The organism is Sphingobium sp. B10D7B (assembly GCF_025961955.1).
Taxonomy (GTDB): domain Bacteria; phylum Pseudomonadota; class Alphaproteobacteria; order Sphingomonadales; family Sphingomonadaceae; genus Sphingobium.
The window spans coordinates 709,445-736,362 of sequence record NZ_JAOQOQ010000001.1; the positions used below are offsets into that span (position 1 = coordinate 709,445).

Annotated in this window: 23 protein-coding genes; 14 read left to right on the forward strand and 9 right to left on the reverse strand. The window is 63.0% G+C overall.

Annotated elements, in window-relative coordinates; genetic code table 11:
- Positions 1-48: 48 nt before the first annotated feature.
- The 6 genes from M2331_RS03285 to M2331_RS03310 all read left to right on the forward strand — a co-directional run bounded on the left by M2331_RS03285 (position 49) and on the right by M2331_RS03310 (position 5,628).
- Positions 49-1,389 (forward strand): MFS transporter, encoded by a 1,341-nt coding sequence (locus M2331_RS03285; protein WP_181558956.1) that lies wholly within the window; start codon positions 49-51, stop codon positions 1,387-1,389.
- Positions 1,386-2,144 (forward strand): HD domain-containing protein, encoded by a 759-nt coding sequence (locus M2331_RS03290; RefSeq protein WP_264592275.1) that lies wholly within the window; start codon positions 1,386-1,388, stop codon positions 2,142-2,144. Before M2331_RS03285 ends, M2331_RS03290 begins: the two co-directional genes overlap by 4 nt.
- A 108-nt stretch (positions 2,145-2,252) precedes the next feature.
- The gene (locus tag M2331_RS03295; RefSeq protein WP_181558957.1) at positions 2,253-3,263 is read left to right on the forward strand and encodes a protocatechuate 3,4-dioxygenase; all 1,011 of its coding nucleotides are present in this window, start codon (positions 2,253-2,255) and stop codon (positions 3,261-3,263) included.
- 23 nt (positions 3,264-3,286) lie between these two features.
- Positions 3,287-3,964: an RraA family protein gene (locus M2331_RS03300; RefSeq protein ID WP_264592276.1), complete on the forward strand. Its 678-nt coding sequence runs from the start codon at positions 3,287-3,289 to the stop codon at positions 3,962-3,964.
- Entirely contained in the window at positions 3,961-4,617 is a 657-nt protein-coding gene (locus tag M2331_RS03305) for an RraA family protein (protein ID WP_181558958.1), read from the forward strand. Before M2331_RS03300 ends, M2331_RS03305 begins: the two co-directional genes overlap by 4 nt.
- A gap of 12 nt (positions 4,618-4,629) precedes the next feature.
- Positions 4,630-5,628: an amidohydrolase family protein gene (locus M2331_RS03310; RefSeq protein WP_181558959.1), complete on the forward strand. Its 999-nt coding sequence runs from the start codon at positions 4,630-4,632 to the stop codon at positions 5,626-5,628.
- Between the two features lie 90 nt (positions 5,629-5,718).
- Here M2331_RS03310 and M2331_RS03315 read toward each other — a convergent pair whose 3' ends face one another.
- The 5 genes from M2331_RS03315 to M2331_RS03335 all read right to left on the reverse strand — a co-directional run bounded on the left by M2331_RS03315 (position 5,719) and on the right by M2331_RS03335 (position 10,996).
- The gene (locus M2331_RS03315) at positions 5,719-6,330 is read right to left on the reverse strand and encodes a GTP pyrophosphokinase family protein (RefSeq protein WP_181558960.1); all 612 of its coding nucleotides are present in this window, start codon (positions 6,328-6,330) and stop codon (positions 5,719-5,721) included.
- Positions 6,327-7,343, reverse strand: a complete 1,017-nt coding sequence (locus tag M2331_RS03320; protein ID WP_181558961.1) for a hypothetical protein — start codon at positions 7,341-7,343, stop codon at positions 6,327-6,329. The genes M2331_RS03315 and M2331_RS03320 overlap by 4 nt, the downstream gene beginning before the upstream one ends.
- Positions 7,344-7,605: 262 nt before the next feature.
- A complete protein-coding gene (locus M2331_RS03325) occupies positions 7,606-7,842 on the reverse strand; it encodes a DUF2188 domain-containing protein (protein WP_181558962.1) in 237 nt (78 codons plus the stop codon).
- 341 nt (positions 7,843-8,183) lie between these two features.
- Positions 8,184-9,302 carry a sensor domain-containing diguanylate cyclase gene (locus M2331_RS03330; RefSeq protein ID WP_181558963.1) on the reverse strand — a complete coding sequence of 373 codons (1,119 nt, stop codon included), beginning with the start codon at positions 9,300-9,302 and terminating at the stop codon, positions 8,184-8,186.
- A gap of 419 nt (positions 9,303-9,721) precedes the next feature.
- Entirely contained in the window at positions 9,722-10,996 is a 1,275-nt protein-coding gene (locus tag M2331_RS03335) for an aromatic ring-hydroxylating dioxygenase subunit alpha (RefSeq protein WP_181558964.1), read from the reverse strand.
- A gap of 190 nt (positions 10,997-11,186) precedes the next feature.
- Between M2331_RS03335 and M2331_RS03340 the strand changes: the two genes are divergently transcribed.
- Both M2331_RS03340 and M2331_RS03345 read left to right on the forward strand, forming a co-directional pair.
- On the forward strand, positions 11,187-11,807 hold the full coding sequence (locus M2331_RS03340) for a MarR family winged helix-turn-helix transcriptional regulator (protein WP_181558965.1): 621 nt from the start codon (positions 11,187-11,189) through the stop codon (positions 11,805-11,807).
- A 95-nt stretch (positions 11,808-11,902) separates the two neighbouring features.
- Positions 11,903-13,393 carry an aldehyde dehydrogenase family protein gene (locus M2331_RS03345; protein WP_181558966.1) on the forward strand — a complete coding sequence of 497 codons (1,491 nt, stop codon included), beginning with the start codon at positions 11,903-11,905 and terminating at the stop codon, positions 13,391-13,393.
- 549 nt (positions 13,394-13,942) lie between these two features.
- On the opposite strand, the gene M2331_RS03350 is transcribed toward M2331_RS03345, so the two are convergent.
- Together M2331_RS03350 and M2331_RS03355 are read right to left on the reverse strand one after the other, a co-directional pair.
- Positions 13,943-15,985 (reverse strand): ATP-binding protein, encoded by a 2,043-nt coding sequence (locus tag M2331_RS03350; RefSeq protein WP_181558967.1) that lies wholly within the window; start codon positions 15,983-15,985, stop codon positions 13,943-13,945.
- An 82-nt stretch (positions 15,986-16,067) separates the two neighbouring features.
- The gene (locus M2331_RS03355) at positions 16,068-17,816 is read right to left on the reverse strand and encodes a thiamine pyrophosphate-requiring protein (protein ID WP_220128505.1); all 1,749 of its coding nucleotides are present in this window, start codon (positions 17,814-17,816) and stop codon (positions 16,068-16,070) included.
- Between the two features lie 152 nt (positions 17,817-17,968).
- On the opposite strand from M2331_RS03355, the gene M2331_RS03360 reads away from it, so the two are divergent.
- The 3 genes from M2331_RS03360 (at position 17,969) to M2331_RS03370 (ending at position 20,551) form a co-directional block, all read left to right on the forward strand.
- On the forward strand, positions 17,969-19,078 hold the full coding sequence (locus M2331_RS03360) for a 5-methyltetrahydropteroyltriglutamate--homocysteine S-methyltransferase (protein ID WP_181558968.1): 1,110 nt from the start codon (positions 17,969-17,971) through the stop codon (positions 19,076-19,078).
- A 179-nt stretch (positions 19,079-19,257) separates the two neighbouring features.
- The gene (locus M2331_RS03365; protein ID WP_181558969.1) at positions 19,258-19,728 is read left to right on the forward strand and encodes a MarR family winged helix-turn-helix transcriptional regulator; all 471 of its coding nucleotides are present in this window, start codon (positions 19,258-19,260) and stop codon (positions 19,726-19,728) included.
- On the forward strand, positions 19,718-20,551 hold the full coding sequence (locus M2331_RS03370; RefSeq protein WP_181558970.1) for a p-hydroxycinnamoyl CoA hydratase/lyase: 834 nt from the start codon (positions 19,718-19,720) through the stop codon (positions 20,549-20,551). The genes M2331_RS03365 and M2331_RS03370 overlap by 11 nt, the downstream gene beginning before the upstream one ends.
- Before the next feature lie 80 nt (positions 20,552-20,631).
- Here M2331_RS03370 and M2331_RS03375 read toward each other — a convergent pair whose 3' ends face one another.
- Positions 20,632-22,125, reverse strand: a complete 1,494-nt coding sequence (locus M2331_RS03375; RefSeq protein ID WP_181558971.1) for an FAD-dependent oxidoreductase — start codon at positions 22,123-22,125, stop codon at positions 20,632-20,634.
- A gap of 105 nt (positions 22,126-22,230) precedes the next feature.
- On the opposite strand from M2331_RS03375, the gene M2331_RS03380 reads away from it, so the two are divergent.
- From M2331_RS03380 to M2331_RS03390, 3 genes are all read left to right on the forward strand, one after another.
- Positions 22,231-23,622 (forward strand): FAD-dependent oxidoreductase, encoded by a 1,392-nt coding sequence (locus M2331_RS03380; RefSeq protein WP_181558972.1) that lies wholly within the window; start codon positions 22,231-22,233, stop codon positions 23,620-23,622.
- 4 nt (positions 23,623-23,626) lie between these two features.
- Positions 23,627-24,778 carry an FAD-dependent oxidoreductase gene (locus M2331_RS03385; RefSeq protein ID WP_181558973.1) on the forward strand — a complete coding sequence of 384 codons (1,152 nt, stop codon included), beginning with the start codon at positions 23,627-23,629 and terminating at the stop codon, positions 24,776-24,778.
- A gap of 95 nt (positions 24,779-24,873) precedes the next feature.
- A complete protein-coding gene (locus M2331_RS03390; RefSeq protein WP_181558974.1) occupies positions 24,874-25,656 on the forward strand; it encodes an IclR family transcriptional regulator in 783 nt (260 codons plus the stop codon).
- Positions 25,657-25,702: 46 nt separating this feature from the next.
- On the opposite strand, the gene M2331_RS03395 is transcribed toward M2331_RS03390, so the two are convergent.
- Positions 25,703-26,815 carry an amidohydrolase family protein gene (locus M2331_RS03395; RefSeq protein WP_264592277.1) on the reverse strand — a complete coding sequence of 371 codons (1,113 nt, stop codon included), beginning with the start codon at positions 26,813-26,815 and terminating at the stop codon, positions 25,703-25,705.
- Between the last annotated feature and the right edge of the window lie 103 nt (positions 26,816-26,918).

Sequence of the window (26,918 nt, forward strand, 5' to 3'; positions counted from 1 at the left end):
GATAAAAAAAGCATGAATCGGCAAGGCTGGCTACGGAGAGGACAGGCGATGGCCACGACACCCGCGACAGGCAAATACTACCCCGGCTGGTGGGTGGTGGCTGCCGGATTCATCATCTTCTTCTTCTCCTTCGGCGGCCCGACCTACTCCATGTCGCTCCTCTATAATGAGGTGATCGCGGAGTTCGGCTGGACCCGGGCCGAGGCCACCGGCATCTACGCGTGGAAAGGCCTCACCGGCGCGCTGGTCGCCATTCTCGTCATCGGGCCGGCCGTGCAGCGCTTCGGGTTGAAACCGGTCTTCCTCACCGTGCTGATCATCCAGGCGCTGGGCTTCTTCACCTTCCTCAACGTCAGTTCCATCGCCACTTACTTTCTCGCCGGCTTCCTCATTGGCCTCGGGCAAGGCGCGGTGCTGCTCTGCATCAAGCTGATGGTTGCGCGCTGGTTCATGCGCAATGTCGGCTTTGCCGGGGCGCTGGCGCTGGTCGGGTCGAGTGCCGGCGGCGTGGTCTTTCCCATCGTCATTGCCGCGCTCATTCCCGAGATCGGCTGGCGCATGACCTATGCGCTGATCGGCGTGTCGATCCTCGCCGTCTCGGTGCCGCTCGTCCTGTTCGTCAAGCAGAACCCCACGGAAGAGGATCTGCTGCCGGAGACTGCCAATGCCAAGGGCGTGCTGCCCAGCGCCGAGGTGGCGGCGGCGACGCGCGCGGCGGACATTCCGATGAGCTATGCCGAACTGGTGCGCAAGCCGATGTTCTGGGGCATCATGGTCGGCGTGCTGATCATCGCCGGCGTGGATCAGGGCCTGTTCCAGAACATGCAGCTCTATTTCGTGCAGGAAGTCGGTCTGACCCGCGAGACGGCGGCGTGGCTGCTCTCGCTCACCTCGGCCATCGGTCTTGCCTCCAAGTTCATCGCCGGCAAGTTCTTCGATGTCTATTCGGTGAAAGGCATCGCCGCCTGGTATCTGCTCATCGCCGCGATGGTGCTGCTGGCCTTCCAGGTCTCCAGCCTCTCCACCGCGATCATCTTCATCTGCGCGCTGGGTCTCGCCCATGGCGGACTGGTGTGCGAGGGGCCGGTGCTGGCCAAGCATGTCTTCGGCCCGCGCAACATGGACAAGGTCCTGCCCATCGTCACCGGCTGCTTCGCGCTTGGCTCGTCCATCGGCCCGGTGACGCTCGCCTATATCTACGATGTGAACGGCCATTATGTCTGGGGCTTCGCGCTGTTCGCCGCCATGGCGTTCTTCGCGGCGTTCCTGCTCACCTTCGTGCGGCCGCTCTATCGGGACCGTCTGCGGGCCGCGACGCAGACCGGCGTGGGTGAGGGGGCGGGGATGGCAACGCCGCCGGCCGCCGCCAAGCCCTCCGCCGCGCTATGAGTGCGCCGGATCTGCACAGCCTCCATGCGCAGGCCGACGCGCTGGAGGAGGAGATGAGCGAAGCTCTGGACGCGATCATCATCAAGTCCACCCTCTACCAGTCCGGCGATGTCGATCCGCGCCTGCCGCGCCCGCCGATCCACAATCCGCGCAGGCTCCCGTTCCTGATGGGCCCGGACCCGCGCCTGCCGCTGATGCCGGAGAAGCCGACTTTGGTCGATTTCTTCCGTCATCGCTTCGGCCCGTCCGCGCACGTCCTGCAAAGCGCCAAGCTGGCGCGCGATGCCGGGCATGACGAGAAGATCGTGCTCGCCTGCCTGCTGCACGACATCGCCGTCACCGGCTTCATCCGCGCCGATCATGGCTATTGGGCGGCGCAGTTGATCGAGCCTTATGTCGATCCCGAGGTCAGCTGGGCCGTGCGGGAACATCAGGTGGTGCGCTTCTATCCCGATGAATCGGTCGGCTATGACTATCCCGAAGCCTATATCCGCTTCTTCGGCGCCGATTACCGGCCCGATCCGCATATCGACCGCGCCTATCAGCGCGCCCGCAACCACAAATGGTATATGAGCGCCCGGCTCGTCACGCTCAATGATTTCTACGCTTTCGACCCCAATGTCGTCGTGGATATCGAAGAGTTTACGGACATCATCGGCCGCCATTTCCGCCAGCCGGAGGAAGGGCTTGGCTTCGATGACAGCCCCTCCGCGCACATGTGGCGCACGATCATGATGCCGACGCGCTTTCTCTGAACAGCCTTGCCGAAAGCGCCCGCCATCGGTTGCTAACCGCATCGATATTGTTTACTGAGTCTACAATTATATGCCCGAGCGGCAACAATCTGGGAGCGGAGCGGAATCATGGCGGAGATCGTGCTGGGAATGTGGACATCGCACGGGCCGACCCTCTCGACCACGCCCGAGCAATGGACCCTGCGCGTCGCGGCCGATCTCAAGCGCCAGCATCCCTTCCGCGGCGCCGAATACAGCTTCGATGAGCTGGTCACGCTGCGCGCGGGCGAAAATCTCGCCGAGGCCTGCACGCTGCCGGAGCGCGAGCGCCGCTCGGCCGCCTGCCAGAGCGCGATCACGGACATGGCCGACCGCTTCGCCGCCGCGAAGATCGATGTCGCCGTCATCATGGGCAATGACCAGCGCGAGCTGTTCCTGGAGGATGTGACGCCCGCGATCACCGTCTATCTCGGCGAGACGATCTGGGATCAGCCCGCCACCCCCGAGCAGGCCGCCCGCATGCCGCCGGGCATTCACGAGGCCGAGTGGGGCCACAGCCCGCCCGAGCGCCGGGACTATCCGTGCCAGCCCGAGCTCGGCATGCACGTCTGCAAGTCCCTGGTGCCGCAGGGCTTCGATCTCGCCGTCTCCAAGAAGTTGCCCGAGCCCGCCGGCCACTGGTCGAGCGGCGCGCCGCACTCGCTCGGCTTCATCTATCGCCAGATCATGCGCGACGCGGTGGTGCCCAACCTGCCGATCCTCATCAACACCTTCTTCCCGCCCAACCAGCCCACCGCCCGCCGCTGTTTCGAGCTGGGGCGCGAGGTCGGCAAGGCGATCCGCAGCTGGAAGCAAGATCTGCGCGTCGCCGTGTTCGGCTCGGGCGGCATGAGCCACTTCGTCATCGACGAGGAGTTCGACCGCATGTTCTTCGAGGCATTGCGCACCCGCGATGCCGAAACGCTCTGCGCCATCGAGGACAAGCACCTCCAATCCGGCACCTCGGAGCTCAAGACCTGGATCGCTGCCGCCGGCGCGCTGTTCGACACCGATCTCACCGGCGACGTGGTCGGCTATGAGCCCTGCTACCGCTCGGAGGCCGGCACCGGCACCGCCAATGGCTTCGTCGCCTGGCAATAAGCCCACGCGTTTTCAAAGGACGGATGATGACAGCAACAGACCCCCATGTCGCGCGGCTGCGCCAGCTGGATGCCTGCGCGGTGTCGGACACGCTGGACAAGCTGGGCCTGGCCGGCTGCGTGACCGGCCTGCGCTCGGCCTCGCCGGGCAAGCGGATCGCCGGCCGCGTCCACACCGTGAAGCTCAAGGCCGGCAACGCGCCCGCCGATCGCCCGCCGGTGCATCTGGGCGCTGCCGCCATCGACGCCAGCGGCCCGGACGATGTGATCGTGGTCGAGCAGCGCACCGGCATCGACGCCGGCTGCTGGGGTGGCATCCTGTCGCGCGGCGCGCAGCACAATGGCGTCGCCGGCGTGATCTGCGAAGGCTTGGCCCGCGATGTCGATGAAGCCCGCGAGATCGGCTTTCCGGTCTTCTGCCGGGGCTACACCGCCCGCACCGCCCGCAATCGCGTCTACGAGGATGCCACCGATGTGCCCGTCACCGTCGGCGATTTCACCGTCGAGCCCGGCTTCTACGTCATCTGCGATTCCAGCGCGGCCGTGTTCATCGCGCCCGCCGACATCGCCCGCGTGCTCGATGCCGCGGAGGAGATCGTCCGCCGCGAAGGCGAGATGACCCGCCGCCTCGCCACCGGCGAGAGCGCCAGCTTTGTGCTCGGCGCCAACTACGAATATATGCTCAAGGGCGACCATCAATGACCGACGACCGCAACGTCACCCGCGCCGCCGCGCTCGATACCGCCACCTTGAGCGACGCGCTCGATCGGCTCGGCATCGTCGGCCAATGCTACCAGATCGCCGGCCGCGACCCCGATTTCCGCATGGCCGGCCGCGCCTACACCATGCTCTGCGGCCCCGCCTCGACCCCGCCCGGCACCGTCGGCGATTATATCGATGATGTGCCGCCGGGCCATGTCGTCGTCATCGACAATGGCGGCCGCGAGGATGCCACCATCTGGGGCGATATCCTCACCGAGATCGCGCATCGCCGCGGCCTCGCCGGCACCGTCATCGACGGCATCAGCCGCGATGTCTCACTCTGCCGCGCGCTCGGTTATCCCGTCTTCAGCAAGGGCCATTGGATGCGCACCGGCAAGGACCGGGTGCAGGTCGAGGTCACCAACTGCCCGGTCAACATCGGCGGCGCGCGCGTGGCGCCGGGCGACATCCTGCGCGGCGATCCCGATGGCGTGATCGTCATCCCGCAAGCGCATGAAAATGCGGTGCTCGATGCCGCCGAGGAGATCCACGCCGCCGAGGAAAGCATCCGCGCCGCCTGCCGCACCGGCATGCGCCTCGATGAGGCCCGCGCGCAGTTCAAATATCACAGCCTTCAGACACGTCAGAAATAAGGGGATCACCCGATGATCATCGACTGCCATGGTCACGTCAGCGCTCCGGTGGAGCTTTGGGCCTATAAGGCGAGCCTGCTCGCGCATCGCGGCTCGCACGGGCGCGGCAGCGTCAAGGTGACGGACGAGCAGATCATTGCCGCCGCCCACCACAAGGAGACCTGGCCGGACGGGCACATCGAGCTGCTACACAATCACGGCACGGACATGCAGCTCATCTCGCCGCGCCCGTTCCAGATGATGAACTCGGCCAAGCCCGCGCGCGTCGTCCACTGGTTCTGCGAGGAGGTGAACACCCTCATCCACCGCCAGTGCACGCTCATCCCGGAGATGTTCATCCCCGTCGCCGGCCTGCCGCAGGTGGCGGGCGAGCCCATCGAGAATGTCTTTGCGGAGATGGATCGCTGCGTCGCCATGGGCTTCAAGGGCTTCCTGCTCAACCCGGACCCCTATGAGAATGGCGCCGAGGAAGCCCCGCCGCTGGGCGACCGCTATTGGTATCCGCTCTATGAGAAGCTGTGCGAGCTGGATCTGCCCGCGCACATCCACGCCACCGGCTCCCAGTCCGAGCGCTCGCCTTATTCGCTGCACTTCATCAATGAAGAGACGATCGCCACCTATAACCTGTGCACCTCATCGGTGTTTGATGATTTTCCGCAGCTCAAGGTGGTGGTGAGCCACGGCGGCGGCGCCATCCCCTATCAGCTCGGCCGCTTCGAATCCCAGTCGCGCCGCACCAAGCACCTCTTCTCCGAGCGCATGGCCAAGCTCTATTTCGATACCGTGCTCTACACCGAGGGCGCCCTGCGCCTGCTCATCGAAACCGTCGGCCCCGAGCGCTGCCTGTTCGGCTCCGAATGCCCCGGCGTCGGCTCCACCATCGATCCCGCCACCGGCAAGCAAATGGACCACATCGCCCCCTTCATCCAGAAATTCGACTTCCTGAGCGACGCCGACAAGAAACTGATTTTCGAGGATAATGCGCGGAAGGTGTTTAATTTGGAGGTTTGAGGGGGGAGGCGCATTAAAGGACACTACAATTATATTGCAGCCATCAAGTCAATTGAATTTGCAGGCTTTGAAACCGGCTACAGATGCGTGCTAGTTCATGTGCCTTTTCTGAAATAATTCATTGAAGATGCGATCGGCGCCCCACGCCTGAGCGGAGGTGAACGCCAACTGACGAAGCTCGTCGCCTTCGAGCGGCTGTTGGCCAGGCTTATAACCGAGGTCGTGATTAGCTTCCGACCAGGCGTGCTCAAATAGGGTCTTGATTTGCAGTTCGAAGCAGAAGGGCACTAGCCCGCGATCGAAGCTTGGATCAATCACGTCGACAGGGAACAACAACACGTGATGATTGCCGAAATAGCCAAACTCCCAATCATTTTCGGGAAGCATCTTTTTAGACTCGATCGCGTGAAAATACCGCAGAACCTCGTCGGATATGCGCTCTACGTCGTCCTTATAGAACGTGATGATGCGCGCCCCTATCTGATCCTGAATCTGGTGTAGGGGATCTTCATACTTGAGAGTCCCGTCACTTAACACCGTCGCCGCCTTGTCCGTGAATCGTTCGATCGATTTCGGCCGCGTCGAAATGCGATCAATGCGCGGCTGGTCAGATAGTATTCCATTTAAATGTTCTTCGAGCTTGTGCGCGATCGGGAACAGCACCTGATCGTAACGGGCGCGATACTGCCCTTCGATAGTCATCGTCCCTTCTCCAACTTCTCGCTCACGACGGCTCCTGTAGTGCTGAACTTGAGCTTCTCCCCGTCAGCCACCGCCTCGTGCTTGAAGATCTTATCAAACGAGCCAGCATCGGCTGTGAGCATGGCCCCGTTATCCAGCTCTACCGTGCGCAGAGGTAGCTGCTTCTTGAATTCCTCTGCGTTAAAGAGGAAGTTGTCCGTCGCTAAGTCCAAGCGATCGAGCTGCTCGATAACGGCGGCTTTGGCGTTCGGGGTGAATCCGAATTTTTCGCAAAACCCGTCGACGCTGATCTGGTCCGCTCCAAGGCCGCTGGCGAGCGTAGCGGCGGCGGTGATCTGCTGCTTGATCTCGAGGTCGCCTGTGGCCTTGATCGCCTTTTTAAGGGCGACTGCCAGCCGACGGGTGCCGAACGCGGGGCTGGTGATGAAATCGGATAAAAGGAAATCTTTCACCCAGTAATCTGAGGATTCTAGGTCTTGGCTGTTAATCTGCTTATCGACTGCCATGCCGTTCCAAAAGCCGCCCTGAAACGACGGATGCCTGTAGACTACTGCCTTGTATGAGTGGGCATTTTTCATGAAGACACGGTCGATGAACTCCACGGTCAGCATGTCCGCTGCTTCGTTCACAAGCACACCATTGTTAGCACGGAACCGTGAGATGACTACTTTGTGGTCGGTCTCTTCCTTGCCCTTTATCAGGAAGAGCAGGCCCAGACCCGAGCGCCGGGTCGTAACCAAACCTAATTGCTCGGCAAGACTTCGACCAAGTTCTAGGTTTGGCGCCGCCCCATAAGCCGTGAGCATGTCGCGCCGCGCATTGGCCTGAGCCCCGCCAGGGGCCTTCTTGAAGGCAATACCGATGTCACATTCAGTGTCTGCCTTCTCGTAGACGCTCTTCATGAGGTCAAACATTTCGCCTTCATGTGGAACGGGACTTCCTACGATGGCTACCGGCTCCACTCGGTTTTTGTTTGGGTGCACCAGATAGGTGTGTACGATCTCGATCGGCAAGTTGAATCCCCCTTTTCGACTTGGCGCTAAAAAAGCGATCCCGGGGAAAAAGTACGCGCTGCCCCGGGTACGATGCACAAAGCTATCTGCCACCGAAAGTTAGGGCTTTATTACTTAGCGAAGGGTTCCACCTGAGCAAGCCATTGCTTTATACGACTACTCTTGACGTTAAAGGTCGGTGTCGCCTTGCCGTCGAGCCTCTGAAGGTGGGTAGCTGTTAAAGAGGTATTTCAAGGCCGTGAATGGAGGCCATGTTGGCGTATCAGCCTTTCGACTTTCGCGGGTCTTTAGCGGGCCGAATTGTCCGCTCCTCCTGAATAGTATTGTCGGCCCTTCTGATGCGGACCGATCCGCCAGCCTTACCGATCGCATCTGCCAAAGCGCCGCCTTTAGTCGCGTCAGCTTTGCGATCGAACAAACGCACCGCCCGGTCCGAGCCTTCCTTTTCGAGACGCCATTTCTCCGATTTTTGATCTTTGTGAAGTGTGTACTTGTCCATCACACTCTCCTTTGGACTTGATGATGCGACGAACCGACGGGCGAGTCGAGATGCAAAATGATGATGAACAATTCTCGCAAACGTCGCGAAGACAGGTAACTGATCTGAATGTCCGTGTTAAGCCAAGCCAGCTGCCCAAACGGCGGCTTGGCGCCCCAACAAAGACCCCGGCCAGATCACTCGAGCCGGGCCAATCCGATGCCGGGAGAGGCCGCCTGATCGCGCGCGTCGCCTGCCGCCCTCAGGCGTCGACATAGCCTTATTGTCCTAGCTGATGCGCATCGCCTCCTGCGGTTGGCGGTGGGGTCAGCCGTGCCGTGCTATCAGTCACCCGCTAATTTTCACGCCGCCAGTCCTGCGACGCGATCCCGCCCCTCCGCCTTGGCGTGATACAGCGCCTTGTCGGCCCGGACGACGGCAGGCTCGAACGCTGTTTCGGCCGCTGTCACCTGCGAGAAGCCGATGCTGACACTCCATGATCCCGGTGCGGCGCCAGCGGCGCGGCATCGGTTCATCAGCGCCTCGACGATCAGGCGTTGCCCTTCGCAACTCGCCGGCAGCAGCAGGATGAATTCGTCGCCACCAATGCGTGCGAGAGCGCCGTCTTGTGCCTGTGCGATCCGGCCTGCCTCCTGAGCGATACCGCGCAAGACGGCGTCGCCTGCTTCATGGCCGTGCAGATCGTTGACGGCCTTGAAATGATCGACGTCAATCGCGACGACGGCCGCGCCAGGCGCGAGCAGGCGCCGCTTCTGCACCTCCAGGCCCGCCCTGTTCCACACGCCGGTCAGCGGATCACGAAGCGCTGCGGCGCGCAGCGCGTCCTGCGCCTGATCGATTGGCAGCACCAGCAAACCAAGATTGATGATGCCGAGCAACGCCTGATCTGCGAGCAGCGGCAGGCTGCCCAGCGAGTGGTCGCCCGAGAGCACGCCCAGATCGTCTACCAGCGAAATCAGGAATATGGGGATGTAGGCGAGCAGGCCTGCGCCCGCGATCCGCTGCCCGCGCAATGGCCCGGAGATCATCGCTGTCCCGTTGATCGCCATGGCTGCGGTCAGGCCAAGGACATCGGCCATCCGTGGGATTTGGGAGTCTGCCGGGAGCCAGCCTTGGGCCATCAGCAACAGCGGCCCAAGATGGGCAACGCCGATGACCAGCGCCGGCAGCGCCATCCACGGCGCGAGCATGGGCCGGCCCTCGAACCGGCGGACGCCCATGACGGAGACCGTATTGCTGAACGCGAGCATCATCAACAGCGCCGTCGCAGCGCCCATGCCGCGCTCACCCCACAGGGCAAAGCCGATCATCACACCGCCGTAGAGAAGCGCGCTTGCCGACCAGAACAGCAGATAATCATCCGCTTTTCGGCCACGCCAAAGCAGCAGAAATACGATGCCAAAGGCGCTCGTATTCACGAGGCTGCAGAGCTGCAGCGTATCGATGTCCAGCAGATTCATGATTCATCCGATCTTAAAGCTCTCCTGTCCGAGATCGGGTTAACAATGCGTGATGCCCGCGCATTTCATCGCGGCGGACCACCGCGTTTAGAGATCAGCCGTTCAACGGGCGCCAAGGGCGCGGACGTGGCCGAACGGGGAGGGCGCGGTTGGATATCGGGCGGAGGTAGCGCTTGGCTTACTCCGCTTATCGCCGCCCTGGGCTCCTGCCTGCGCAGGAGCACGGAGGATGAGATCCCAGCTTCACGCTCGCCCAATCTCTCTATGTGCTCCTGCGCAGGCAGGAGGCCAGGGCGCAGCGGGCGGACCTCGCAGCCATGTGACATCTCCCCAAACAAAAAGCCCGGCCAGATCAAGCCAGCCGGGCCAGTCTGATGCCGAGAGAGGTCGGCTGGTCGCGCGCGCGTCGTCCGCCGCCCTCAGGCGTCGACATAGCCCTTATTGTCCTGGCTGATGCGCATCGCCTCCTGCTGCAGCTTCAGCACATGCGCGGGCTGGCCATATTGGAAGATGAAGCGCTTGAGGTGCAGCGCGCCGCCGGCTTCGATTTCCTCGGCGGTCATGCCTTCCATCACGGCGTCGCGGTGGATGGTCGGCAGGGGGATCGCCTTGTTGATCGCGGGGTCGCGGATGATCGCCTTGGGGTCTTCGCCACGGCCGATCTTCTCCATGTCGCGCAGGAACTGGCGGCGCATCATGCCGATGCCCTTGTCGCTCAGGCCGAGATTTTCCTGCGTCCGGTCCGAGATGGTGCCCTGGCCGATCCAGGCGACGAAATCCTGGTTCATCACATGGCTGGTGATCCACTCGCCGCGCTCGTCCTTGATCGGGCCGAACCAGACCGGGATGGATTGCTGCACATAGGGCTCGGCATCGCGCGGCACGCGGGTGAAGAACCAGCCGACGCTCATCATCGTCTCATCGTCGATGGGCACGCGGAACTCGAAATGGTCGCCGGTGAACATCGCATTGGGCCACAGGCACGCGCGGCCGATGGTCCACAGCGGATTGGTCTCGTCCGTGTCCTCGCGGATGCGGTTGTAGGTGAAGCCATAATCATATTCGCGGAAGTCGATCTTGAGGTGCTTGGGGCCATAGGGGCCGGTCTCGCCGCGCAGGCGCTTGCTCCAATTGGCGTGCATCCACTCGAAGTGGATCGGGTCCATCGAGTTTTCCTGCCCCTGCAGCCAATTGCACGGCAGCTCGGAGATGACGATCTGGCGGAAGCCGTTCTTCCACGAGAAGGGCTCCCAGTCCGGCAGCTCGGGTGCGGGGAGGGGGCCCATATAGGCCCAGAGCAGCCCGGCATGGGCGCGGACCGGATAGGCCTTGATCTTCACCTTGTCCTTGTAGCGCCCCTGCGGATTGGCGGTATCCTCGAAGGGCTGCTCGGTGCAGGCGCCCTGCGCATCGAACATCCAGCCATGATAGCTGCAGCGCAGCCCGTCGGGCTCGACCATGCCGCAGGCCATGTCGGCGCGGCGGTGGGGGCAGTGGCGGTCCATCAGGCCGAACTGGCCGGAGAGATCCTTGTAGAGCACCAGAGTCTCGCCCATGATCCGCACCGGCTTGGTGGCGCGCGTCTCGAATTCGCTCTCGCCGGCGATGGGGTGCCAATAGCGGCGCAGCAGCTCGCCCATCGGCGTGCCGGGGCCGACGCGGGCCAGCTTTTCATTCTGTTCTGCAGACAGCATGGCGCATCCCTCCTTGGTCATCTGCCGGGAATCCGTGGGGCGCGCCCGCGGACTCATGTCGTCTTTGCCAAATCGTTGTCATAGACAACAAAGTGCGTCAAGCCCGTGTTTGCCGCGCAGGCCTTTTTGTTGTGCGCGGGCAGCGGCATCCCTTATACCGGTCCGTTCGAAACCAAGGGGGACCTGTTCTGTGGCCAGAAAGAAGGCCGGCGCATCGGTGGATCGGCCGAGCTTCCGCAACCTGATGACCTTCCGCCTCCATATGGTGGCGCGCTTTTCCGAAGGGATTTCCGAGGAATATTATCGCCGGCACCTGGGGCTCTCGCTGCCGGAATGCCGCGTGATCGGCATCACCGCCAGTTACGGCTCGGTCTCCTTCAAGCAGGTCGCGGCGGATGCGCATCTGGAGAAGAGCTATGCCAGCCGCGTCGTCTCCTCGCTGGTCGAGCGCGGGATCATCGAGAAGCAGGCCAATCCCTCGGACAGCCGCTCGGTGCTGCTCCAGCTCACCGATCATGGCAAGACCGTGCACGAGCAGACCTATGCCCTCGCGCTGCGCCTCAACGAGGTGCTGCAGATGCCCTTCACCCGCAAGCAGAGCGATGATTTTCTGGCGTTTCTCGGCCAGCTGGATCAGCAGCTCAAGCGCGTGAGCGGGGTGGTGGAGGATGTCGATGCGCTGGGCAAGGTGCCCCGCATCGAGAGCGCCCCCGCGCCGGAGACCCGCAGCGACGGCGCCATGATGCTGGACCGCGCCTTCGCCCAGAAGCTGCACGACATGCTGGGCCGCTACCTCGCCGAAAATCCCTGAGCGATCCCCGCACGATTTCGGCGAGCACGATTTCGGGGTTGTAGATTCAAACAACAATATCCATGCTCCTGCGCAAACGAGTCAGGAGACGATGGATGGGCGAGGGAACAGTGCTGGAGCGGCCGGCGAGCGTGGCGGGTGCGGATGCGCATCTCATCGGCGGCAAGCTCGTGCAGGGCGCTTTCGAGGACGGGGGGCGCAGCTTCGCGGTGATCGATCCCGCCACCGGCCGCCCCTTCGCGCTCTGCCCGGAGGCGTCGCAGGCCGATCTCGATGCCGCCGTCGCCGCCGCCCGCGCCGCCTTCCCGGCCTGGGCCGCGCGTACCCCGGAGGATCGCCGCGCACGCATCCACGCCCTGGCCGACAGCATCGCCGCCGCGGCCGATCGCCTCGCCCCCTTGCTCACCCGCGAGCATGGCAAGCCCATCGAGCAGGCGCGCATGGAGCTGACCCTCGCCGCGCATCACATGAAGCAGCTCGCCGCGCTGGAGATCGGCGATGAGGTGCTGCGCGATGATGCGCGCGGCAAGGTGGAGCTGCGCTACCATCCCCTGGGCGTCGTCGGCGCCATCGCGCCGTGGAACTTCCCCATCGCGCTCGCCATGCACAAGGTCGCCCAAGCGCTCTACACCGGCAACACGCTGATCCTGAAGCCCTCGCCCTACACGCCGCTCACCACGCTGGCGGTGGGCGCGCTCGCGGCCGATGTGCTGCCCGCCGGCGTGATGAACGTCCTCGCCGGCGGCAATGATCTCGGCGCCTGGATGACCGCGCATGAGGGGATCGACAAGATCAGTTTCACCGGCTCGGTCGCCACCGGCAAGAAGGTGATGGCCAGCGCCGCCGCCACGCTCAAGCGCATCACGCTGGAGCTGGGCGGCAATGATGCGACGCTGGTGCTGGCCGATGCGGATCTGGACAAGGCCGCCGCCGGCATCGCCCGCAGCGGCTTCTACAATTGCGGGCAGATCTGCATGGCCATCAAGCGCGTGTATGTGGCCGAGAGCGTGCGCGATGCCTTTCTGGAAAAGCTGGTCGAGAAGGTGCGCGCGCTCAAGGTCGGCCCCGGCAGCACGCCCGGCATGGACATGGGGCCCATCCAGAACCTGCCGCAATATGAGAAGGTGAAGGCCTATCTGGAAGACGCCGTCGCCCGCCCCGGCGCGCAGCTGTTGACGGGCGGGAGCGCGAGGAGAGGGGCGCGAGGCGGCGCGCACGGCGAGGGGGGCTATTTCATCGAGCCGACCATCATCGCCGGGCTGGATGAGAGCGTGCCCTTGGTCTGCGAGGAGCAGTTCGGCCCGGTCATGCCCGTGCTCAGCTTCACCAGCGAGGATGAAGCCGTGCAGCGGGCCAACGCCACCCGCTTCGGCCTCGGCGCCTCCGTCTGGAGCACGGACGAAACCGGCGCCCGCGCCGTCGCCGGGCAGCTGATGGCCGGCACCGTCTGGATCAACCGCCACGGCCTCAACGAGTCAGACGTGCCCTTCGGCGGCATGAAGGACTCCGGCTATGGCCGCGAGCATGGCGTGCTGGGGATACGGGCCTATCAGGAGTTGCAGGTGGTGAGCCGGCCGGTGGGGTGAGGGGGCTTTCGTACTGGACTCATGTTCCGGGCGTTTCGCCGTCTGGAGCCGAGCGGTGCATGTCCATCAGAGCCATTAGAACTTTGTTAGCGTTAGCGAAGTTTGAATATTGGTCTTGTAAGCCCCCATTCCATTTAACTCCATGAAACAGGTTGTTTCGTAACCTGTACGTGATGAACATCAGCGCTGAGGCTAGGCCGGCGGCCTCCACAGATTTCCCTGTAAGAACCTGTTCGACAAGCGGCCGAAGGTGGTCGCTTAATCGTAGCGCATCAAATCGTGGTAGCAGCGCTCCGTCAGAAACATAGCGACTACGGAAGTGGCGTAGAGGTTCATCAAGACGTTCGACGTCGAGAGCGTCTAGCGCGTCAAGTCTAGCAATAGCTAACTTGATGCTGGGGATTGATGCATCGCACGCAGTGAGGCGATTCTCAAATAAGCTCCAGAGCAGCGTGAAATCCCGTATGACACGGTACTCTGGAGGCGATAGTGTGGCAAAGCCGGCAACAGCTTGGCGCAGCCAAGTAGCCGTGTCTATTGTATCTTGGGTCATTTCAGGCCTGGTGTCGTTTCGATATTGCCGCCTGAAAGAATGTCGTCGTCAGTCGCCTCGTCGTCGGGGTCACTTTCATCTGTGGAAGGATTATCGAAATACTTCGCGTAAGTGCGCTTGAGACGTCGCACGGCAACCTCTGAGTCTACTTCGAGGCTAAGCTTATCTCTGTAGAATTGTAGTCTGACCTTTGCATCATGGATAATCTCTGCCCAAGTTCGGGCCCAAACTCTGACTTTTGGGTTAGCGGTCCCAGATTCGTAATAAAGACCTGGCGGCTTACCAGCTTGGTTTGCTAACGCTTTTGCAGCGGTCGACATGTTAGCGGAGACGATCCAAAATTCCCACTCCGCATGACCGACTGAGAAACGTTCGTCGTTAGCCACTGCCGAAGCGTAGCTGTACGCCTGTTGTATTTCAGGAACATCGACATCGACTGCGGGGCGTTTAAGCTCGATGACCAGATGTTCTATTTCTCCCGCACGCATCGGCTTCGCTGCTCGAGAGATCATCAGGTCAACAATACCTACCGAACCATCCAATCGCTTCACTGGTCGGTCTATCACTATGTTATGCTTCGCTAAGCGAGCATGCTTTCTGAGGACATGCGTCAGCCCCTTGTCCGACACAGTCAAATTATATTGTTCGCCAAAAAGCCAGATATTTTGCGCGATTAACTGATGAAGCTGTGCTCGCTCGAGTAGATCATGGCTATGTTCTTCGTTGTAAATTAATTCCTCTAATCCTTGAACGAAAGTTAGTCGATCAGCTACAGTAGCTGAAGCTTCTATTATATTGGAAAGTGTAACGTCCTCGAGCAGTGCGCTTAGCTCAATAAGTTTCTTTTCCGGAAGGCCAATTACGTGCTCAAGTATTGAACGGAGTTCAGTAGGATTTCTTTCAATTGACTGCCTTAGGAGTTCGAAGTTAAAACGCTTAGTAGAGGTCGGTAGCGAATCGAAATCCGGCATGTAATCTTTGACAGATACAGCAACGAGATCAAAAACCTGTCGTTCGGTTGCTTGGGCGTCATGCTCAGTATCGCCTTCATATGGGTATACTTTCTCGTCTCTCCACTGCTGAATAACTGATCGAGTCTCTTCTAGCTTCTGATCCCGATAATAACCCTTTGTGAGCGCCTTAGCTTCCTCAAGAACTTGATTGACGTTTTGATTCAGCCCGTCGACGTCGATAAGGTTAAGTTCTGCTAGTTCGGCGAAATAATCGGATCGGATGTACCCAACGAAGTCAAGACCTGGGACGTGAAAACGAGGATTGCGCTCGGCTAGAGGAAAACCATTACTGTCGCATAGATAGATGCGCCTATCGCTCCGAACTCTCCATTCGACGATGTCATACTCTGCTGGGTACGACTGGTCCCCGTCTGTGATGGGTTTGAGTTTGAACGGCTTCAACGAAACGATGTAGGTTTCGGGTCTAACGACCGAACCCAAAAACGAAATTTGGACCTCACGGTATTGGTTGAGATAGAGAGCGAACTTTTCGCCGATCCGGTCAACGGCTTCCTCTGAAGCGAGCATCCTAGAGGTACTTGCAAGTTCAGAAATGCGGACTCGCACTCCAGTTGGGGCAGAAGTTTCTTCCTGACCATCAGCAACGATGAGGTCAGTCGGATCATCGGATAGGAGGCGAGCGGAATATCGGAAATTCTTCTCGCCTACAGCATAGACGATGGTCCATTGAACTACCCGTCCCAATGACAGGGCTTTAAACCGACCCTGCCCATCTTTTCCGTGTAGAAATCGCTTTCCAGCTTTTGAGAATCGAGCGGTTCGTTTCCATGAGTCGCCCAACTTCTGAAATCGTGCAGCGATCTCGGCAAAAGGGATGCCTGTTCCATTGTCGGTTACGGTGATTGCCGTCATGGTACCGAGCACGTCAAACTCGGCATCGACGTTTATTATCGTGGCGTCAGCGTCGAGGCCGTTCCAAAGCAGTTCCGCAATAGCATCAAGCGGGGTGGCGGCCGCGAACCGCTGGAGATGTTGCGCCGTCAGCTCGATTTTATGATGTGTCACTATTGACCCCCTCGCGCACTTCGAGGGACGCTAATCGTTTGCGGTGAGCGCGTCGACACGCTTTATCGTTATTCTGAGCCCCCTACCGCCCCACCTTCACCTCCACCAACACCTGCCGCTTCTCCTCCCGGATCACCCGCGCCGCCTCGCGCAGCGTGTCGGCCAGCGCGGCCGGGTCGGCCACGCGCGTGGTCCAGGCGCGTGAGGCCTGCGCGATCTTGCAGAAGTCGGGCAGGGGCTCGAGCGAGGTGATCGGCATCACATTGGCGCGCGCCGCGTGGCCCTTGGGGTAGATGCCCAGGGTCGATCCGCGCACCGCGCCCCAGATACCGTTATTATAGACGATGGTGAGCAGCGGCAGGCCGTGCGCCTCGGCGATCTGGTGGCAGGCGACCGGATTGGCGAACATGTAGCTGCCATCGCCCACCGTCGCGACGACGAGCCGGTCGCGGTCCGCCAGCTGCACGCCCAGCGCGGCGGGGAGCCCCCAGCCGAGCCCGCCGGAAATCGGGTTCTGGAAGAACTGATCGCCGCGCAGCCCGGTCACGAATTCCGGCTTGGCGCCCAGCTCGCTGACGATGCAGCCCTCCGCGCCGATCAGCGCCACCACCGCGCGGGTGACGAAGGCGGCGGACATCGGCGGCCCGGCGCGCACCGCGCTGTCCAGCTGCGCGCGCCGCGCGGCGTGGCGCTCGGCCAGCCGGGCGAAGCGGGCGGATCGGTCCCGGGCCAATGTCGGAGGGGGCGTCATGGCCTGCATCGCCTCGTCCAGCGCGGCGATGATGTGGGCGGATTCGCCGGTCAGTGCCAGATCGGTGGCAAAGCCGCGCAGGGGCACTTCCAGCTGGTGCGGATCGGCCCCCGCCTGGATCACCGTCGCCTGCTCGGCAAAGCCGTGGCGGTGCGGCAGCCAGGGCACGATGGCATCGAGCACCAGCACCACGTCCGCCGCCGCCAGGTCCTCGCCGGGGTCGAACCCGCCATGCATGGGCGAGGCGCCGTCGATGGAGAGCTGCGAGGGCCAGAACTCGACCACGGGGATCGCGTGGCGCTCCGCAAAGGCGGTGAGCGCATCGAACCCGCCACCCCGCGCGCCCGTCCGGAAGGCGACGATCAGCGGGCGCTCCGCGGCATCGAGCAGCCGCGCGGCTTCCGCCAGATCCTCCGGATGCGGCGCGGCGCGGGCGGCGGCATTGCGCGGCTTGCTGTCGCGATAGGTCGTCACCTCGCACAGCGCCTCGCGCGGCAGGCCCAGATACACCGGGCCGCGCGGGCTGGAGGTGGCGATGGCCACCGCGCGGTCGACCAGCGGGGCGATCTGCTCGGGGCGGGAGAGGGTGGCGTCCCACTTCACCGGCTCGCGCACCATCGCGGTCTGGTCGCGCATGTTCTGGCCCCAGTTGATCGGCGAGTTACGGTGGCCGAGCGGCCCGTGCTCCGTATGCGGGGTGATGCCGCTGGCGAGGATCATCGGCACCTGGTCGGAGGCCGCGTTGAGCACGCCCATCACGCAATTGGCCAGGCCCACATTGGTGTGGACCATCACCGCCTGCGGCCGTCCGGTCGCCAGATAATAGCCATGCGCCATGCCGAGCGCGGCGGTCTCGTGCGGGATGAGGATGGGCGTGGGCACCTTGAAGTCCGCCACCTGCGCATGGGCAAAGCCCTCGATCACCGGCGCAAAGTCGGTGCCGCCATTGGCGAACAGATAATCGATGCCGTTGGCCGCCAGCCGCCGGAGGAAGATCTCGCCCGCCGAAGCCTCGATCATGGGGGCGTCGATATCCGCCGTCTCCGCAGGGGCAGAAACAGGTTGCGCCGGACTGACCATGAAATCTCCTATCTGTGGCAGCTTATTTTGTTGTCATTGATAACGAAAATTGTGGCTGCTGCAAGGAATCGTGCTATTGGCGGGGTGCAGGGATTGTCTCAAATGACGATCATCAAAACCGCATTCTGTTGTTGCCCAAGGGAGAGTTTTGCATGAAGCCAGCGCCGTTCCGAGCCGACCATGTGGGCAGCCTCATCCGCCCGGACTATCTCATCGAAGCCCGGAACAAGAAGGCCGCCGGCGAGCTCAGTGCGGAGGAGCTTCTGACCGTTCAGCAGGACGCCATCCGCGAGGTCGTGGCGCTGCAGGAAGGCGTCGGCCTCAAGTCGATCACCGACGGCGAGTATAATCGCGGCAGCTGGCACACCGATTTCCTGCTCCGCTTCGCCAATGTCGAGCCTTGGCAATCCAGCCACCGCACCACCTTCCGCAACGAGCAGGGTACGGTCGAGAGCAAGCCGCATACGGTGCGCATCACCGGCAAGCTCAGCCGCCCCAAGCCGATTTTCGTGGAAGACTTCAAGTTCCTCAAGACGGTGACCAAGGAAACCCCCAAAATCACCATTCCCTCGCCCTCGATCATGCACTTCCGCGGCGGGCGCGATGCGATCGACGCTGAGGCTTATCCCACGATGGAGGAGTTCTACGCGGACCTCGCGGCGGTCTACGCCGAGGAGATTGGCGACCTCATCGATGCCGGCTGCCGCTATCTGCAGATCGACGAGACCAACTTCGCCTATCTCTGCGACCCCACCCTGCGCGCGCAGGTGCCCACCAGCATCGGGGAAGATCCTGACGAGCTGCCGCACGTCTACGCCAAGCTCATCAACGCCGCGATCGCCGCCAAGCCCGATGACATGGCCGTCTGCATGCACGTCTGCCGGGGCAACTTCGCCGGCCGCTGGGTCGCCGAGGGTGGCTATGATCCGGTTGCCGAAGTCATGTTCAACGAGATGAACATCGACGGCTATTTCCTGGAATATGATTCCGACCGCGCCGGCGGCTTTGAGCCGCTGCGCTTCCTGCCCAAGGGCAAGACGGTGGTGCTTGGCCTCGTGACCACCAAGCGCGGGACGATGGAAAGCCCCGATGACCTCAAGCGGCGGATCGAGGATGCGGCGAAATATGCCGATATCGATCAACTCGCGCTCTCACCGCAATGCGGCTTCTCCAGCGGCATCGGCGGCAACATGATGGACATCGAGCACGAGAAGGCCAAGCTGGAGCTGGTCGTGCGCGTAGCGGAGGAGGTCTGGGGCTGACGCCGCCGCGCGCGATATAGCATATGATTTCTGAGGGGCGGCATCGGCAGGTGTCGCCCTTTCGCATGCGGTGCGGCGAAGGCGAAGCCGGTTGACAGTCAGCGGGATAATTATCAAGAAGCTTTATATAAAGTAGATTGTCAATTTGTGCGGCCGGAAGTCGGCGGGAGAGGGGAAGCATGAGCGCGCAGTCGCGATCCGATGATGTCAGGCCGCAACGGCTGCTCTATCTGCTCAAGCGCGGCTACACCGCCGGCAAGCTGGAGCTGGACGAGGTGGTGCGGGCGCACGGGCTGACGACCAGCGATTTCACGATCCTCTCTTTCCTCAAACGCCTCGCTCCCTGTTCCGCGGCGGAGCTGGCGCGGGTGCAGCGGGTCACGCCGCAGGCCGCCACCCAGCAACTCGCCCAATTGCGCGAGAAGAACCTCATCACCAGCGAGACCAGCGAACTCAACCGCCGGATCTCGCTCATCAGTCTGACGCCCGAGGGGCAGGCGCGGTTCGAAGCGGTCAATGCCGATGCGCGGCGGCTGGAAGAGCAACTCACGGCCGGGCTGGCGGAGCAAGAGCGCAAGACATTGCTCGATCTGCTCACCCGCCTGGTCGTGTCCATGGAAGCGAAAGGACAATCCATCGATGACAAGTGAACACACCTATGAGGCCGTGAAGGTCACGCTGGATGACGGCATCGCCTGGGTATCCCTCAACCGCCCGGCCAAGCGGAACGCGATGAATCCGACGATCAACCGCGAGATGTGGCAGGTGCTCGATGAGCTGGAGGTACGCGACGATGTCGGCGTCGTCGTGCTGACCGGCGAGGGGGAGGCCTTCTCCGCCGGCATGGACCTCAAGGAATATTTCCGGGAAACCGAGGGGGAATCCGCCATCGTGCAGTCCCGCTTTCGCCGCGCCGCGACGGATTGGATGTGGCGGCGCCTGACGCATTATCCCAAGGCCACCATTGCGATGGTCAACGGCTGGTGCTTCGGCGGGGCGTTCACGCCGCTGGTCGCCTGCGATCTGGCGATTGCCGCCGACGAGGCCACTTTCGGCCTGTCCGAGATCAACTGGGGGATCATCCCGGCGGGCAACGTCACGCGGGCGGTGGCGCAGGTGATGAACCACCGCGACAGCCTCTACTACATCATGACCGGCGATCCGTTCGACGGGCGCAAGGCGGCGGAAATGGGGCTGGTCAACCGCTCGGTGCCGTTGGCCGATCTGCGTGCCGAAACCGAGGCGTTGGCGCGCAAGCTACTCTCCAAGAACCCGACCATCCTGCGCCACGCCAAGTCCGCGTTCAAATATGTCGAGCGGCTGGATTGGGACACGTCCGAGGCGATGCTCGGCGCGATGGCGGCGACGGCGGCGGGTCAGGATACCGAGCGTGGGCGCCGCAAGGGGATGACGCAGTTTCTGGACGAAAAGTCCTTCAAACCCGGCCTGGGCGGGTATCGCCGCGAGGATTGATCGCTCCTCGCGTGTAAGCGCCGAACCTCACCTGCTCCGCGTCCCCGCCTTGGGCAAGGGGCGCGGGGAGGGCGCCGGTCTCAATCCATCAGGACATTCAAGCCCCGGCTAGCGAGGGTTTCCCGCACTTGCTGCACCCGGACCTTGCTCCGGTCCAGATTCATGCCGCCTTCGCTCAGCAGGGCGCGCACCGCGTCCGTATCGACCTGACGCGGCGAAACGCCGTCGCGCACTGCCACGGCGGCGGCCACACCCGCGGCCTCGCCCATGGCGATGCACTCGGGCATCAACCGCACGCGCTGATGGGCCTCATTATCGAATGAGACGGTCTTGCCCGCGACCAGCAGATTCTCGATGCCTTGCGGGAGCAGGCAGCGATAAGGCAGGCCCAGCACGACGACCGAGATCGGCATTTCGGTGAGGTCATGGCCCTTGCCGCCCTCGCTGCCATCGGGCTTGTGGCGCACCCAGCCTTTCACATTCGGGCCGCGATAGACCTTGAGGGCGATCTCGTCCGCAAAGGTGGCGCCATCGAAGATGTCATCGCGGGTGAGTGTGTAATCGCCGATGATCCGGCGGCTGTCCCGCACACCGATCTGCGGCGCCATATCGATCAGGAAGGCGTCCTCCATGCCGGGAATGCGCTTGACGAACGGCAGGAAATCGCGCGCGCGGCGGCGACCTTCGACCTCCGCGCCAGTAAGATCGGCGGCATCGGTGGGATCGCGATTGAGCACCTGCACGGCATAGAGATAGCCGATGCCATGGCGCAGATTGGCCGGTGTAGCACCAAAGATCGAGATATGATGGCCGAATGTGCCCGGCAGGGCACCTTCTTCCTTGCCCTGGGCCACCAGCGACTTCCAGCCAGTCAGGTGGACATATTGGGCACCATCGAGTGGATTGGCCGGCGTACCCCACAGCTTGGAGAAATCGTCCGGGTTCGCGCGGGCGTGAGCCTGCATCCGCTCCCAGTCGACGCCGCCCATGCGGCACAGCATCATCATGGGCTGTGGGTCTTCGCGCGGATGCATGGCGACGCCGGCGCGCGCGGCGACATCGGCATCGCCGCTGGCATCAATGATGACATCGGCGAGAATGGCCTGCCGGCCGGATTTGTTCTCGATGATGACGCCCTTGAGCGCATCCCCCTCACGGATTACGTCGACGACATTGGTGTTGAGCAGGAGATCGACGCCGGCTTCCACCAGCATGTCGAGCACCACCAGTTTGAGCATCTCTGGATCGTAGGCGAGGTTGAAATATTCCGGCAGGAAGGTCTCTGCCGCAGCATCATGCGCGGCGAGGCGCTGCTGCATCTCGCGCAAAATGCCGCTGATATTCTCGCAACTGAGGAATTCAGTGACGAACGACATGGGTCCGGTGCCGCCGACAACGGCGTTGCGCTCGATCAGCAGCACTTCGGCCCCATTGCGTGCGGCGCGGATCGCCGCTGGGTATCCCCCTGCGCCGGCACCGACGACCAGAACCTGCGTGCGGCGCGCCACCAGAATCTCCCGTGCGGCCTCGGTGATGGTTTCCCGTGCGGTGGGAGCCCCGAATCTCTTCTCCATGGAAAAAATAATATAGTCATATGGTTTGAGCCGCAAGCCGCGATGCCGCTTGCAAAGAATATTATAGTTAGATAGTTCGCGTTCGGCGACAGCAAGGGGTGACGCATGACAGCCGTGGACGAGCAGGAGTGGATCGAGGAGCAGCCGCAAGAGCTGCCGGTGGTTGATCGGGCCGCGGTGCTCGTGTGCGGAGGAGGCGCTGGCGGCGTCGCTGCGGCTGTCGCCGCCGCGCGCAACGGCGCGGACGTGCTGATGATTGAGCGGGATACAACCTTGGGCGGCACCGGGCCGCGCTCGTTCGTCACGGAATATCATCAAGCCTTCTTCACCGGCGGGATCATGAAAGAGGTGATCGAGCGGCTACGCGCCAATGGCGGCGCCGATCCGGACCTGGAGGACGGGCATTTCGCCGTGCCGTTCGACCCCGAAATCCTCAAATTTGTCCTCGCCGAACTGGTGGAGGAAGCCGGCGTACGCGTGCTGTCGCAGACCTGGGTCACCGATGCGATTGTCGAGGATGGCGCTGTGCGCGGCGTGGTCATCGAGAACAAGGCCGGGCGGCAGGCCGTGCTGGCCGACGTGGTGATTGACGCGACCGGCGATGCCGACGTTGCGGCCCGGGCCGGAGCGCCGATGCAGGAGTATAATCACCCGCAGCCGATGGTGATGCTCTTCCAGATCGGCGGGGTGGATTATCGCCACAGTCAGGATCGCAAGGGCCGCACCGAGATGGTGAAGGCCGCCAAGGCAGCAGGCGTGCTGCTGGATGACGTCTATCTCGACAACTTCTCCAACTTTGGCATCGCGCCTTCCACGCGGGCTGGGCAGATGGGGTATATCTACGGCGTCCGTGTGCTGCATCGCGACCCTTATGATGCCGACGAGCTGACCGATGCGGAGGTCCGCGCCCGGCAGGGCGTGCGCGCCTTCATGCCGTTCCTGCGCACTGTACCGGGGTTTGAGGAGGCCTATCTCATCAAGGCAGCGCCGATGATCGGGGTGCGCGATTCCCGGCGGATATTGGGCGACTACACACTCACGCGCGACGACATCCTCGAAGGTCTCTTCCACGCGGACGACATCTTCAAGCGCTATCACCGTCTGCCCGACACGCTCGGCTTCGTGCGTCACCCCTCGGATGGCAGCGAAACGACGGCGGCCTTTCGCGAGCGGCTGGCTAACGCCAAGATGGTCACGTCCGTGTTCGGCGTGCCCTTCGGCTGCCTGATGCCGCAGGGCATCGAGAATCTTCTGGTTGCCGGCAAGACCGTGTCGATGAGCTATGAGGCCCACTCGCGCTGCCGGCAGATCCCCGACTGCATGGCCTTCGGTCAGGCGGCGGGCACGGCGGCGGCGCTGGCTTGCCGGGATGGGGTGACGCTGCGCGCGGTCGATATTGCCGAATTGCAATCGCTGCTGATTGCTCAGGGCCAGAACCTGGCCGATGGCGCGATCGACATCAGCAAGGCCAAGATCCACAATATGGTGCGGGATTAAGCGGATGAGCACGACGACCATGGAACGCACAGCGGGTGCGACGCGCGGCGAGATCATGCTGCCGGGGCGCCGAACCCCGGTCTATCGCGCGGTTGACGTGCTGGTCTGCGGTGGCGGGTTGTCCGGCGTGGCAGCGGCCGTGGCTGCGGCAAGGGGTGGGGCGCGGACCCTGCTGGTGGAGTGCAACGTGGTGCTAGGCGGCAATGGCCCCTTGTCCTTCGATATCGCCCTCACGCCCGCAGACCAAGGCATCGCGGCCGAGTTGGTCAGTCGGCTGGAGCGAAACGGCGATGCCGGGCCGGACCTGTTGGGCGATGGTCTGGTTCATGATGCCGAGGCGCTCAAATATGCGCTGCTCGATCTCGCGCAGGAGGCGGGGGTGCAGCTACTGCTCTCCAGTTGGGCGGCCGATCCCATCGTGGAAAAGGGCGTCGTGCGGGGCGCGATGGTCGAGAACAAGTCCGGGCGCTTCGCTGTGCCGGCCGGCGTTGTCATCGACGCCACCGGCGATGGCGAACTGGCGATGCGGGCGGGCGCCGCCATGCGCGGGCTGGACGAGTCCGCCACCATCGCCATGAATTACCGGATCGGCGGCGTCGCGTTCGATGCGGTGCTGGCCGGACAAGCAACATGGTCTGCCCGCCTCGCCGAGGCGAAGGCGCGGGGCGTGCTGTCGCCCGATCAGCCGGACCGACTCGTGCTCTATGGGATAACGTCAGCGGGACGGGACAGGGGCGTGGCCTATGTGCGCGGGCCTTCCATGCGGGTCGAAGGGGCGACCAGCGTCGCGCGACTGGGCGCGCAGGAGGCGCGGGCGCGGACATTGATCCGCGAGATCCTGCCGCTCCTGCGGACCCTGCCTGGACTCGAAGCGAGCTTTCTGATCGACGTCGCGGGTGCCATGCAGGCCGCGCGCCTTCGCCATGTCGTGGGCGCGCATGTGCTCGGCGTTGAGGACGTGCCCCTGAAGGAGGATAGTGTGCTCATCGATGCGGCACTGCGCGCCCGAGAGTTGAGCGGGCTGTTCGTCACGGGGCGGGCTGTCTCTGCCGATCCGCGCGCCTGGGCCGCGCTGGGCACGGGCGGATCGTTACAACTCGGCGAGCGAGCAGGCGCGCTTGCGCTTGCGCATCAGGCAGCGCGGTCCGCTGCCTGATCGCGGCAGAACTCGGCAATGGCGTCAGCGCTGAAGATTTCGTAGAAGACGCTCCCCCGGCAGCGCGGGGTGTGGGGCGGAGCGTCTTCTTTTTCATGGATCCATCGACCAACACCGATCGCGGCTCTGGCGCCCGCATGATTGCGCTGCTCAAACTGATCGGCGAGAGCGACGGGGATTGCGCGCTCAAGGATCTTGCCGCGGGCACTGGGATGCCGGCCAGCAGCGTGCATCGGCTGTTGCAGATGCTGATCCGCGGCGGGTTGGTGGAGCGGGGCGACGGCACATCCTATCGGGCCGGGCGTGAACTGTTCAGGCTGTCCGCCAACATTCTGAGCCGCAGCCATTATGTCGCGGCGGTGCGGCCTTTCCTGCGCACCCTGTGGACGGGTTGGCAGGAGACGGCGGTATTCTGCACCTATGATGCCCCCCATCACCGCGCCATCGTCTCCGAACGAATCCTCACGCCACACACGCTGCGGCATGTGCTGGAGCCCTATACCGATCTGTCGCTGACCTGGGGCTCGCTGGGCCGTGCCATTCTCGCCCATCTGGAGGCGGAGGATCTAGCGGCGGCGCTCGTGCAGAGCCCGGTGGGGCCATTGACTGGCGCCCCGACGCCGCCGCCCGAGGTGCTGGTGGAGGAACTGGCCGCCATTCGGGACCGGGGCTGCGCGATCTTCTACAGTCAGGAGGCCGATGTGGCGGGCATCGCGGCGGCGGTCTTCCGCAGTGGCAATGCGGTGATCGGATCGATCGGCCTCACGATGCCGGCCAAACGCTTCGGCACGATGGACCGCGAGCGCATGGCGAGCGACGTCATGGCGGCGGCGCGCACGCTCAGCGCTACCTTCGGTCACGCCTTCGCCAAGGCCTGACGTCCGCTCTGGCGGGGCCAAGGCGGATCGTCAGCGTTAGGCGGGATCAGGCTGGCGGGAGGTGGAAGACCTGCGCGGCATTGCGGTGGCAGATCGCCTCGCGTTCTTCTCCGTCAAGCGGCGCGTGGTTGATGAAGGTGACGGAGGGCTCCATCTCCTCATAGGGATAGTCGATCGCCCAGAGCACGCGGTCTACACCCAGTACGTCGATCGCGTAGCGCAAGGCCGGGCCATGCTCCACGCCGCTGGTGGTGATGTACACGTTGCGCTTCATGACTTCGGAGGGCTTGAGCTTGCTGCTATAGGCATCGCGCCGGCGCTCGAACCAATGGTCTGTGCGCCACAGGTGGAACGGGATGTTTTCACCCATATGGCCAATCACGATCTTGAGGTTGGGCAGCTTGTCGAACACACCGCTGAGGATCAGCCGCATGGCATGGGTGCCGGTTTCGGCAGCATAGCCCCAGATCGCCGATTGCAGGCGATGATCGCGGAACGGCTCAGCCATGCCGTCTGACGGGCAGCGGGGATGGATGTAGATTGGCCGGTCGAGCGCGGCGGCGGCCTCCAGGATCGGCATGAACTTGGGATCGTCCAGATACTCGTTATTGGTGTGCGAGTTCACGATGAAGCCGCTGAAACCCAGCTTATTGACGGCGCGCTCCATTTCCTTGGCAGCCCGGGCCGGGTCTTGCGGCGCGAAGGACGCAAGGCCGGCGAAGCGCTTCGGGTGGGCGCGGACCACTTCGGCTAGGCGATCATTGGCAAGCTCGGCCATGGCGACGGCCTGATCGGCGCGGAACATCTGCACGCCCGGCGAGGTGAGCGAAAGGATCTGCATGTCGACACCGAGGCGGTCCATTTCCGCGAGCCGCTCCGTCACGTCGCGCAGGCGTCGGGTGAGGCGATCGGGTCCACGCGAACCAAGCGGGTTAATCAGCTGCGCGTCCAGATTGGGCCATGTTCCGGTGGCAAGGGCGGCCAGCGCGTCCTGATGCTCGGCAATCGTCCAGGCTTCCTCGACGGCGATCCTTCGCGCGGGTGCCGCGGCTGGGGGCGGTCGCATCGTGCGCGCGGCTGCGGTGCCGCTCATTGCGCTCATGGCGCCGCCAGCGGCAAGTCCGCCCGCCAGAAGCTGCCGTCGATCGAACTCTGCCATTCATCCCTCCTCATTTTTCTTGGGCGGAAGCTACGGCGCCGCGGCGACAAGTCAAGTCGATAGTTCCAATATACGGAACAAGACTTCTGCAATATGGAATAAA